Annotated in this window: 11 protein-coding genes; 1 reads left to right on the forward strand and 10 read right to left on the reverse strand. The window is 37.0% G+C overall.

Annotation, left to right across the window (positions count from 1 at the left end):
- Nucleotides 1-9 precede the first annotated feature (9 nt).
- Both ACLKMH_RS20335 and ung read right to left on the reverse strand, forming a co-directional pair.
- Nucleotides 10-447, reverse strand: a complete 438-nt coding sequence (locus ACLKMH_RS20335) for a hemerythrin domain-containing protein (protein ID WP_413699715.1) — start codon at nucleotides 445-447, stop codon at nucleotides 10-12.
- Between the two features lie 176 nt (nucleotides 448-623).
- Nucleotides 624-1,274 carry a uracil-DNA glycosylase gene (ung, locus tag ACLKMH_RS20340; RefSeq protein ID WP_413699716.1) on the reverse strand — a complete coding sequence of 217 codons (651 nt, stop codon included), beginning with the start codon at nucleotides 1,272-1,274 and terminating at the stop codon, nucleotides 624-626.
- A 356-nt stretch (nucleotides 1,275-1,630) separates the two neighbouring features.
- Here ung and grcA point away from each other — a divergent pair, with 356 nt between their 5' ends.
- Nucleotides 1,631-2,011 carry an autonomous glycyl radical cofactor GrcA gene (grcA, locus tag ACLKMH_RS20345; RefSeq protein ID WP_413699717.1) on the forward strand — a complete coding sequence of 127 codons (381 nt, stop codon included), beginning with the start codon at nucleotides 1,631-1,633 and terminating at the stop codon, nucleotides 2,009-2,011.
- Nucleotides 2,012-2,093: 82 nt separating this feature from the next.
- On the opposite strand, the gene ACLKMH_RS20350 is transcribed toward grcA, so the two are convergent.
- From ACLKMH_RS20350 to ACLKMH_RS20385, 8 genes are all read right to left on the reverse strand, one after another.
- Nucleotides 2,094-3,374 carry a sensor histidine kinase gene (locus ACLKMH_RS20350; RefSeq protein ID WP_413699718.1) on the reverse strand — a complete coding sequence of 427 codons (1,281 nt, stop codon included), beginning with the start codon at nucleotides 3,372-3,374 and terminating at the stop codon, nucleotides 2,094-2,096.
- Between the two features lie 23 nt (nucleotides 3,375-3,397).
- Complete coding sequence (locus ACLKMH_RS20355; RefSeq protein WP_413699719.1) at nucleotides 3,398-4,069, reverse strand: response regulator transcription factor; 672 nt, start codon at nucleotides 4,067-4,069, stop codon at nucleotides 3,398-3,400.
- Nucleotides 4,070-7,222, reverse strand: coding sequence for an efflux RND transporter permease subunit (locus tag ACLKMH_RS20360; protein ID WP_413699720.1), 3,153 nt, complete (start codon nucleotides 7,220-7,222; stop codon nucleotides 4,070-4,072). It lies immediately after the preceding gene.
- Nucleotides 7,223-7,227: 5 nt separating this feature from the next.
- Entirely contained in the window at nucleotides 7,228-8,424 is a 1,197-nt protein-coding gene (locus tag ACLKMH_RS20365) for an efflux RND transporter periplasmic adaptor subunit (RefSeq protein WP_413699721.1), read from the reverse strand.
- Complete coding sequence (locus ACLKMH_RS20370; RefSeq protein WP_413702422.1) at nucleotides 8,421-9,707, reverse strand: TolC family protein; 1,287 nt, start codon at nucleotides 9,705-9,707, stop codon at nucleotides 8,421-8,423. The genes ACLKMH_RS20365 and ACLKMH_RS20370 overlap by 4 nt, the downstream gene beginning before the upstream one ends.
- A 275-nt stretch (nucleotides 9,708-9,982) precedes the next feature.
- Entirely contained in the window at nucleotides 9,983-10,738 is a 756-nt protein-coding gene (locus tag ACLKMH_RS20375) for a DMT family transporter (protein ID WP_413699722.1), read from the reverse strand.
- A 141-nt stretch (nucleotides 10,739-10,879) separates the two neighbouring features.
- Complete coding sequence (locus ACLKMH_RS20380) at nucleotides 10,880-11,098, reverse strand: DUF6500 family protein (RefSeq protein ID WP_413699723.1); 219 nt, start codon at nucleotides 11,096-11,098, stop codon at nucleotides 10,880-10,882.
- Nucleotides 11,099-11,373: 275 nt separating this feature from the next.
- Nucleotides 11,374-11,886 (reverse strand): hypothetical protein, encoded by a 513-nt coding sequence (locus ACLKMH_RS20385; protein ID WP_413699724.1) that lies wholly within the window; start codon nucleotides 11,884-11,886, stop codon nucleotides 11,374-11,376.
- Nucleotides 11,887-12,020 lie beyond the last annotated feature (134 nt).

The raw sequence follows: 12,020 nt of genomic DNA on the forward strand, positions 1-12,020 counted from the left end.
TTTACGCTGTTATTTTTTGCTATTAATACGCTCTGCAAGAGCTTTGTATTCTTCACCGACATTATCGCCAAACAATGGATCTTCATAATGATTATGTTTCCATTGTTGTTGTAGACTTGACCAATCATCAGCGGATAAGCTTTCACGTATTGCAGGTAAAATCTGAGATTCTTCATACATCAAATGTGCGACTTGCATCTCAACAAAGTTAGACAATTTTTCAAGACATTGTTCCTTAGGCACAATCGCGTCTAGTAATACCATCTCAATTAAATCATGAAGTTCAACAGTTACTTCCTTAAGACGTTTATGTTCACGGGATAAACGTATCGCTACTTCATCTGGCACAACACGAAACTTAAGATAATAAGCATAAATAAGATCTTCCATTGGATGATGGTATTTATCAGAATAATTTCTTAAGTAATTGATAATCGCCTTAACCAAACGGTAATCAACCTCTTTATCCTCTTCTAATGATTTAATTTTTTTCGTAAAATTCTCAATAATTGATTAATATTACGGTGATCATTGTGAATAATATCTAGCATAATAGATTCTCGCAGTAAGATTTAGTCTTTAGTATAAATAATCAGCGTGAAAAAACGTTGCCTTAAGTCAAACTACCACTTTATTTTATTTTTACCTAATGACACTAATATTTCATTTACCTCTTTAAAATGTCCACATCCTAAAAACCCTCGGTATGCAGATAAAGGTGAAGGATGACTTGATTTTAAAACATGGTGATTATTTTCATCAATGAATGAGCCTTTTTTCTGAGCGTAACTTCCCCATAATAAAAAGACAATATTCGCTTGTGAATCATTAATATATTTAATGGCGTTATCGGTAAAAGTTTCCCAGCCTTTTTTTGCATGACTTCCTGCATTACCTTTCTCTACTGTTAAAACTGAATTCAAAAGCAATACACCTTGTTCCGCCCAATGGGTTAGATTGCCTGAGTTAGGAATAGCATAACCATCAATACTATTCGCTAATTCCTTGTAAATATTTACTAGAGAAGGTGGTACCTTAACCCCATCTGGAACTGAAAAACTTAATCCATGAGCTTGTCCTTCTCCGTGATAGGGATCCTGTCCTAAAATAACCACTTTGATCTTTTCTAACGGAAAGAGATTGAAAGCATTAAAATATAATTTACTTTCAGGATAGATTTCTTTACCTGCTAACTTTTCATTTTCTAAAAATTCAATTAAGTCCTTAAAATAAGGCTTCACTTTTTCTTGCTTAATAAACGCTTCCCAACTCATTATCACTTTTCCTCTTTATCATCCAACAAAAATAACTATAACACACTGTAAAATAACACTTTAATTTAACAATAAAATTACACACAATTAACATATCACCGTGAAACATAATTACACAAGCAAAAATTGACTTAAAACAAGCCCAGAAATACCGAGATCACTAGATCCAATAATTACATTGATTTAGCTCAAATAACCAATAATTAACCCACAAAAAAAATATGTGATTATTGATTTACATCAACCAAAGTAGGTAATATAATCAATGCAGATCGATTAGATACAGCTTATAATAAATGTATAAATATTACTAAACTGTAACTTTATTACAAACTTTAACTTTTAAGGAGCTTAACATGGCTTTTGGTATTCAAATCACTAAATCTGACAACGCATCTCTTCTTAACTCTTTTTGGTTATTAGATGAAGCAAATGCACAGGCTCGTTGCTTATGTGTTAAAGACAATGCATATGCTGAAGATCAAGTTATCGCACTAGCTGATCTTGGCGACATCGAGTACAAAGAAGTAGCTGTCCAAGCACCAGTCGCACAGGAAGGTGGTCAACACTTAAACGTTAATGTTTTACGTCGTGAAACATTAGAAGATGCAATTAAACATCCTGAAAATTACCCACAATTAACTATACGTGTATCAGGTTACGCAGTACGTTTTAACTCATTAACTGCAGAACAAAAAGCAGATGTAATGTCACGTACTTTTACAGAAGCACTGTAATAGACAGATACAAGTAGTAAATACTCATAAAAAAACCTAGCAAATGCTAGGTTTTTTGTTTTAAGCGATGCGTTGTTTAATTTCAGTTGTTTTCAGTTATAAAGTTAACTTCAACAATATGCCCTGTCTGTTGCGCTTGACATTGACACTGCCAATTAAATTGCTGGACCAGCTTTTCAGTCAATTTTAATCCAAGTCCGAAACCTAGCTCATTGCTATCACTTTTCATCTCATCATCATTATCAATCTCTTTACTATTTATAATGACGCTTTGTCCTTGTTGAGAAATGGACACGATACCATTTTGTGTATGCTGAAAGGCATTTCTAATTAAATTAGTTAGCACAATACGACAAGCTGTCTCTGGTAATTCAATCTGACACTCAGATGTTTGCACTGTTACATCAACAGTTTTACCTTGAAGCAGATAACTTAACTCTTCAATTAATCGCAACACTAACTCATTAAGTTGAATTTTTTGTATTGCAGGTGGTATAGAATCACCTCGACTAAGCCACAACAGAGTTTCTGTTAAATGGCTCATGGTAAATCCAGCACGCTCAATACGCTCTACAACGCGATTTTGTTTAATGCTTGCCTTTTCACTTTCATTGATTTTACGTAATAACTCCACATTGGTTCGAATGACCGCAATAGGTGTACGTAATTCATGGCTGGCAAAGCGTAAGAATTCATGTTCTCTATGTAAACTGTCTTGCACCGTGTTAAGGCTATTATGGACAATTTCTGCGAGGCTATTTAATTCTTTATATTGAAAATCAGGTGGAGTCTGCTGAAGGCTTTTTTCATTTAATGAACTTGCCCAATGACGTAAGGCTTCAATAGGCTTAGCAACGGTGCGCATAATCAATAGCAACATTAATAAAAAAATAGCAATACCACTAATAGCAAAAGCAAAAATCCAGATAAAATGAGGCATGCCCCTTTTCTCAATAGGCGCGTCATTATCAGGCTCTAAAACCTTAGCCACATAACGTTTTTCTCCTTTAGAATTGGAGATATCAACAACAAAATAGCCTGCCTTAGGGCGTGAGAATATAGAATCACTGACGATTATTTTATTTAATTTAATCGCCTTATGACCTTGCTCCTCAAATACCAGTTGGATATCTTCAGTTAAATCCTGCCAACGACTGGCAATTTGAAAATCAATCACATTCACCGGATGTCCGTCTGTAACACCCTCTATTTCTGCCATTTGCACCATAGTGCGGTGTAAAATAGAATCTCTTCCTTCATTGAAGTAATTTGCCGTCAGCACAGAAAAAGCGATCACCATACAGGAGGCTAATAAGAGTACTGCGCCTAAAAAATAATATCGAATACTAAGTCTTATCTTCATTTATGTTTCTATCTCGGTCTCATTCAGCAGGTTTCAGGGCAAATCCATAACCAGAAATAGTTTGCAAGCAAAGTGGTAACATCACCACCGTCAACTTGCTTTCTCAGGTTATAAATATGCACTTTTAAACTATTACTATCGGGCTGATCATCCCCCCAAACACTTTGTATTAAATCTTCTCGTGTGACTGGGTTCGGGCTCGCACGCATTAAAACTTCTAATATTTTTAAGGCGATAGGTGACAATTTAAGTACTACTTCAGCTCGAGTTGCCTGTTTTTTTTGTAAATCTAATTCAAGATCTAATAATGACAGTCGATTTACCTGTCCACTTCGGCGACGCGAAAGAGCCTGTACACGGACAATTAACTCTTTCATTGCAAATGGCTTGACCAAATAATCATCGGTGCCCTTTTCAAATCCGGTTAACTTATCTTGCAAACTATCCATCGCCGTGAGCATTAATACAGGCGTATCAATTCCTTTACGACGCATTGATTCGCAAACATTTAAACCACTCATTTTTGGCAAGTTTAAATCCAAAATAATCACCTGGTAATTATTTTTTTCTATTAAATTTAAACCTACCAATCCATTGATAGCATGGTCACATTGCATATCTTCTAATTCGAGATAATCAATAACCGCGGTTGCTAAATCAATATCGTCTTCAACTAATAATAATTTCAGTGCCATCTAAGCTCTCTTTTTCAGGCCAATTTTTTTCATTACATTCACTATGATGCTATTAACCTCATGATGAATCAATAATAATGAAGGTATCAACACTAAAGTAATCAAGGTCGCAAATAAAATGCCGTACCCTAAGGATGTCATTGCTGGTATAAGGAACTGAGCCTGCAGGGATGTTTCACTTAATAAAGGAGCAAGTCCCGCAAAAGTAGTAAATGAAGTCAGTAACACAGCTCTCAAACGACCAGTACAAGCTAACTTAATCGCTTCCTTAACCTTCATATGTTTATCTTTTATTAACTCATTATAACGTGAAACAAGTAATAAACTGTCATTCACTACCACCCCACTTAGCGCTAACACACCATTTAAAGAAAGAATACTGATGGTCAAATCATTCAATACATGTCCTAAAATTGCTCCCACTAAACCAAATGGAATGGCCATCATGATCAACACCGGTTGCACATAGGATTTCAAGGGAATAGCCAGCAATGCATAAATAGCAATCAAGGCCATCACAAACATGCTACTCATTGAACTGGTTGTTTCCTCTTGACGCTCGGCTTCACCCGCAAAATCTATCTGTAAATTAGAGTAAGTATTAATCAATTCAGGCACAATGTCGGCTTTCAATAATTGCACTAACTCATTGGTTGCAATAATGTTTTTATCAACACTTGCACTGATGTATACCGCTCTTAAATTATCAATACGTGTCACTGTTGATGTTTGATACTCGCTATGTACTGTCACCACACTGGTTAATGGAACGATAGTGCCATCGTCAGTTCTCACCTGTGCGTCCATTACATCCGCTAAGGTTTGTCTTTGCGATTGTGGATAACGTACTTTCACACTAACTTCGTCATTATCTCGTTGGAAACTTTGTACCGTTGAGCCACCAAAAGAACGTAAAATTTGCGATGCTAAACTAGATGTTTCGATACCTAAAGAACGTCCTTGATCTGTTAGTTCAAAGCGATACTGAGGTTCACCGGCACTCATATTATCATCGATGCCACTAACACCGTCGATGCTCTGTAATTGGGCTTTTATTGCTTCACCAGCCGCAAATACAGTTTCACTATCCCAGGCTTTAATTTCCACTTTAAAGTCATCACCCATGGATTTTTTAGATTCAATGCTTAATTTTTTAACCCCTTCTGGATTACCTGTTAGACGTTTCCATTCAGCAACTAATTCTGTTGACTTATAAACACTGTCAGTATCCAGGCCAACTGTCACTGTGCCACTATCATCACTTTCAGCTGTGACTTGTAAGTTTAGAATTTCACTTTCCTGTATGCCGTATTTTTCCATCAAATTAGCATCAGCTTGAATCGCGCTTGCCTCCAGACGTAATAAACTTGCCTCTGTTTGTCCAAAGCTGGCATCGTCATACATAGAGATTTCACCGCGAACTGTATCGCCTGCAATATCAGGGAAAAACGAAACACGTACTTTACCCGTCATTGGTAAACCAATAACCAACACAAAAACAGAGAAGAATAAAATCAACACGGCGTAACGATACTGCAGGGCTAAATCAATGGCTTTAGTGTAAATATTTTTACTAAACCACTGTAAACCAAAGTCAGCACCATGTTGAATACGTGACCAAATACCCTTGTTTGCTACACCATGCGTTTTTAGGTGCGCAAGGTGAGAAGGTAAAATGATTTTTGACTCAACCAGTGATAGTAATAAACAAATAGTTACCACAGAGGCAAATTGCGCATAAATTTCACCCAAGCGCCCTTCTACATTAGAAATTGCCACAAATGCAACCACAGTAGTTAATACACCAAAAATGGTAGGAACAGCGACTTTCATCGTACCTTTGATAGTATTTGCAATCGTATCGCCTTCTTCTTTTCGGGTACTATAAATACTTTCCCCAACAACTACAGCATCATCAACAACTATCCCTAAGGCCATGATAAAACCAAAGGTGGTCATTTCATTAATGGTTAAACCTGCAAAGTTATCGGTCATAAAATAAAGCGTGCCGAAGAAGACAAAAGGCAAACCAGCGACTACCCAAAATGCCACTTTAAAGTTCAAAAATAACGCCAAAATAACAAACACCATGACAATACCCGTCAAAGCATTTTTAGTTAATAAACTTAAGCGATCTTTGATAGTGATACTGGAGTCTTGCCAAGTTGTTAGTTTTACATTTTCCGGTAAATAATTACTATTATTCCAATTAGCAACAACTTCCTGTGCTTGCTCAGAAATTTTTGTTACATCACCGTAACTATCCATCACTATTTCAATGGCCATACCACTTTGTTGGTTGTAACGAGATAGAGTAAATGTATCGTCTTCAAAGGTTTCAGTCACAGTAGCAATATCACCTAAATAAAGGTGTGTACCATCGGACAAGGTTAATAAACGAATACTCGAAAATTCTTGCTGTTGATAAGCTTGTTGCGATACTTTTAGACGCACCGCTTTTTCGCCATTACGTAAACTTGTAGTAGTAGAACTTGAGGATTCAGCATTAATCGCATCGGAAACATCGGACAAAGTCAAACCGTAAGCTTGCAGTTTTGCTTCATCGAGCTCCACCGCTATCATAGGATCTGCTGTGGCTTTAATTTCCAAATCGCGAATAGCGCTTTTAGTTAATAAATCTGACTTGAGTCGTTCCGCTAAATCTTGAAAGGTTTCTCGATCCGCATCGCCATAAAGTTGTACCCAAATAGCATGATCTTGTCTGGTCGCTTTTTCAATAACAGGATTATCAGCACCAGAAGGAAAGTCATTTATAGAATCGACATTGGTTTTAATATCAGTAAATAATGTTTCTAAGGAATACTCACTGTTTTTTTCAACCACCACACTACTACCGCTTGCAGTAGAAGTAGAGGTGATCGTATCAATACCGGCAATACTTTCTAAAGCTTCTTCTATTTTGATGGCAATACCTTCTTCTGCCTGCTGAGGATCACCACTATCGTAGCTCACCCAAATAGAAACTCTATCTGGTGCCATGCTCGGAAAAGCTTCTTTACGAAGTTCATTCAAAGACATAACACCCAAAACAATCATGGTAATTAATAATAGATTAGCCGCTACAGAGTTACGTGCAAACCAACCAATGATACCTTCATTTGCGCTAGCGCTTTGATGTGTCAAATTTTGCATAATGATCAGCCTTCTACTTTCGGCGCAACGAGCATGCCAACAACATAACTACTTAAGGGTCTTTTAATAATTTTTACTGAGTTTTGATTTTCAATAGGTGCGACATAAACTGCATCTGATTTTTCGAACAATTTATTGGCGACGACTTTATTAAGCTGATTATCCTCAGTAATAAACCAGATATCACCCTGTTGTGAAATAGCAGAGGCAGGTAATTCCCAGGTATTATCAAGTGTTTTACCTTCTATATGTGCCTGAACAAAGGTGCCAGGGAAAAGGCCAACTTCAATATCAAAGGGTTGATTAACAGCAACAATCAAAGAACGTTGACGTGATGTACTATCTAAATGTTGCTCCACACGTGTTACATATCCTTGCCAACTACGATCTCCGTCGGTACTAAACAAAGTCACAGGCCAAGTCGTTGCGTTTTTATCTGATAACATACTGTTATTTACTTTAGGTAAATTTTCCCATTGTTTAGCAGACAGTGGGATAGCAACTTCAACGCGATCAATGCTGTAAAGCTGTGCGACAGCGTCACCCGTTTGCAAATAACTACCCGGCTGGATATTTTGTTCAACAATCAAAGCATCAAAAGGCGCTTTAATCACTGTTTTATCAAGATCACTTTGTGCTTTTTTGAGACTATATTTAGCATTCTCAACAACCGCTAGTTGGGCCGCCAATTGCGGTTCACGTAATACTAAAGGCGAACTAGGCTCTCCGGTCATTCCAGAACGTTGCCAATCTAAACGAGCCTGTTCACCGGTTCTTTGTTCTTCTAATAAATCCAACTCTGCCTGAGCTAAATCTGATTTCGCTTCTGTAACAGCCTGTTGATAGGTAGTATTTTCAAGTTTCACCAGAATATCGCCTTTTTTAACGATATTGCCGGTTTCAAATTTATCTGTGATTTGATCAACTCGTCCGCTTACTTCAGCACTATAATCAATGGCATAGTGAGGAACGACTTCACCATAACCTTTCACTAATGCTTTATAGGTATCAGCTTCAACTTCCAATACCACCACACTCGGTGCGTTTGACGCTCTTAATTCTGATTTCATTTGCGCAGGCATTTCCGGTTTTGATTTTTCACCCGGGCTTTTCATTTGCGATGAATTATAAGTAACAGCACCCGCTAAACACACAACAGAAACTAGCGTAACAATGACAGGTAATGCGGATTTAAATTTCATAGTGATACTCCAAAGCCTAATGCCAGGCCTAAATCAATTCGGTTAGTTAATCGGTTGTAAGTTATTTGAGCCAACTGTATTTGTAGGTCAAAGGTCTGCTGTTGCACGGTTAATAAATCAAGAATATCCACCAGCCCTTGACGATATTTAATCTGATAGTTTGAAAAACTTTGTTTCGCACTATTTAAGGCATCGGCAATATGTTGTTGTTGTTTATCTAAGGCTTGTTCTTGGCCAAGGTAATTCTCAACTTCGTTAACAGCGGTTAACAAGGTTTCTTGGTATGCCCAATAATTTTGCTCTGTGGTTAACTCTGCAATTTCAATTTCTGAGCGTAATTCTCCGCCTTGAAATAAAGGTGCACTGAGTTGACCTAAAATACTCCAAAGTGGGCTAGCAAAAAGCGCATTGGTTGGCGAGGAAGCGACATCAGTTAGCGCGACTTCTAAACTAATTGAAGGTAATAACGCTTTGTAAGCGACATCAGTAATATATTGCTGTGCTACGATATCATAATAGGCACTCTGTAAATCAGGGCGTCGGCCTAAATCTTGCTCTGGTAAAGAAGCTAGCGGTAATAATACCTCTGGAAATTCACTGCTAATATTTAAATCAACTTGTTGCTTATTGGCACCAATTAATAACACTAAACTACGTTTGTCCTGCGCTAATTGCTCTTCATATTCCGCTAGTGTTGCAAGTGTTGATGCCGTTGTGCTGTGCGCTGTATCAAGCTCTTCTAACTCACCAAGACCTGAACGATAGCGTTCTAGAATTGTATCTTCATTGCTATTTAATAAAGTTAATCTTTGCGTTTCAATATCGACTAATTGTTGTTGTAAATTGATTTGCAACCAAGCACGCATAACGTTGGCACCTAAGATATCTCGTGCACTTTGATATAACGCTTGTGTGCTTGCAATGTCCATTTCTGATGCACGCAGACCATCATTTAGTTGCCGCCATAAATCTAATTCCCAACTTACGGTAAGATCGCTACTGTAGCTCGCATCACTGCTTTCCTCTTTACTGCCACTGAATCCAGCAGACAATTGTGGGATAGCCTCACTAGCAGTAACACCACGCTGTGCATAGGCAATTTTTAGAGCCAACGCAGTCTGTTGTAAACTTGGGTTTTGCTCAACCGCTTGATTAATTAATTGGGTTAATTCAGGAATAGCAATTAAATCAGTGATTTGATTAATTTGTGTGGCATTAGTTTGTTGATATTCCCAAATTGAATGATCTCGCCTTTGAAGCCTCAGCCAACTGCTCAAAGTCATGATTATCAATGGCGCTACAACCTGTTACGCCAAGCAATACTAAGGGAATAATTGAAAGTTTAAATTGTTTAAAATGGTTCATATTGCTTGTCTCCTAACATAATGGAGGCAAGCATAAAGAAGCAAGGGTTAAGCGAAGGTTAATAAAAGAAAATTGCTAAAAAATTAACTTTTATTGTTTTAACTTTTTACCCATCACTTGAGCACCTAGGGTGATAATTAAAATCCCTCCTAATACACATAAGGATGAAATGACCAATTGTAAGGTAATAGCTTCACTGGTGAAAATAACACCACCAAAGGAAGCAATAATAGGCACAGTTAATTGTAAAACCGCGTACTTGCGTTACTTTTAATCCTTCTAATGCCGCATACCAAATAGCGTACCCTAAACCAGATGTCAGAGCGCCAGAGACAATCGCTAATATGACACCATCATTACTTATTGTCGTGCTATCAAAGGTAAACAAAAAAAGTGCGATTACAAAGGGGGCTGTCTTTAAAAAATTATTTGAGGTTGCTATTAATGGATTTTTAGCACCTTTACCCGCTAGTGTATAACCACCCCAAGCAATACCCGAAATAGCCATTAATACAAACCCCATTAATGACGGCGCACTTCCACTAGGCAATAATAATAAAGCTAATCCAGCAAAAGCAATAATAAGCCCTATCCACTCTATCAATTGTAATTTTTTACCTTTAACGATACTGAATATCACCATGGTCATCTGTACTGCACCAAATAAAATCAATGCGCCAATGCCTGTATCTAAAGTGATATAAGCATAGGAAAAAGTCACCATATAAACAAACAGATAAAAAGCAGATGACCAACTTCCACCTTTAAAATTAAAGGCGCCTTTATTTTTTAACATCACTAAGGCAATGAGAAAAACAGCACCAGAGAGTAGTCTAATAGAAGTAAAACTTGATGCATCAATGGCATCGCCTTTTAGGGCATATCGGCATAATACAGAGTTTCCTGCAAATGCGACTAATGCAATTATGGTATATAAAATCGTTTTCAAAAGTTAGCCTTAACAGAATAATTGATAACACAGGATAACTTAACGATAATAATACTCAATAGAAATAAACTCTTCTAAGGTTTTCAGTAAAGGATTTGTAAAGATAATTAAGAACAATCGCAATAAATAGCTGATCTCATTTTATTTTCCATTAACAATCATTTCTTTAATAAAACGCGCTTTAACAAAATGGTCTAACTGATGTGTTTTGATCCACCAAGTTGCTACTTCCATCAAGGCTTCAGGATCATCATTTTTATTGGCAAAAAAAGCATAAAATGACAATCCCACGTTATCCCCTTTAGACGCTATTTTTTGATCACATACGGCGATGATTTTATCTCGTAAAACTTGTTTCATAAGTATCTCTTGTTGATAAAAAATAAGTTGCTAAAAATGATGTTAAAAAAATGGCGCCTAAAGGCACCATTCTATCTACAAAATACTAATATCCAAATTTATTATCTATTCTGCACTACTTCAAGATTAAAGAATTTTCAGAAAATTAGGGTAAATGCTCAGGACTAAGCTATTTATGCTTAGTTCAAGGCGGAAAAGCGCAGTTTAGTGGTTTAAATGAGCATTTTCCAACGATGAAATAGGCTTAAATAGCGACGACCTGAGTAGTTACGAATTTAATACTTACCAAGCTCTAACACCGTAGACTCAAGGGTTTTGTCACCATCCATTGCTTTCACTGTGACATAATACTGATGATCTTTACCACCAGAACAAGGTGGCATGTAAGCACCCGCTTTATCCCAACCTGGTCCAGCATGAGTCGCGATCATAGTAACGCCATCTGGCATTTCAAAAGTATGTCCTGGAACAGAGTCAATAGCGACTTGAATAGTTTTACCATGTAATGCGAATTGAATTTTACCATGGCCACCATTGTTCATTCTTTCAGAATCACGGTCACTGTACTCAAATAATAAAGCATCTGCTCCATTTGGGATGTTAGTCACTAACAATCTAGGTGTTGAAGGTTCAATACCTCCAAACTTTTGGCATTGTTGACCTTCTGGAACAATATTGCCATCCCATTTTTTATCAGCAATCTCAACATCAACCGCAAAGGCATTAAAACTCACCAAAGATGCAACAAGTGATGTCGCTAAAGTAATTACATTAGATTTAATTTTCATACGCTTAAAACTCCTATTTTAGTATTTTCCAAATAGCCTGAAACAATAGATACACTTATACCCGTTATTATGCAAACTGTATTTAAAGGCTTATATGTTTCTATGTAACAAATAGATCACTTGCAGAAAAATTA

The organism is Psychromonas sp. KJ10-10, from assembly GCF_047323245.1.
Classification (GTDB): domain Bacteria; phylum Pseudomonadota; class Gammaproteobacteria; order Enterobacterales; family Psychromonadaceae; genus Psychromonas.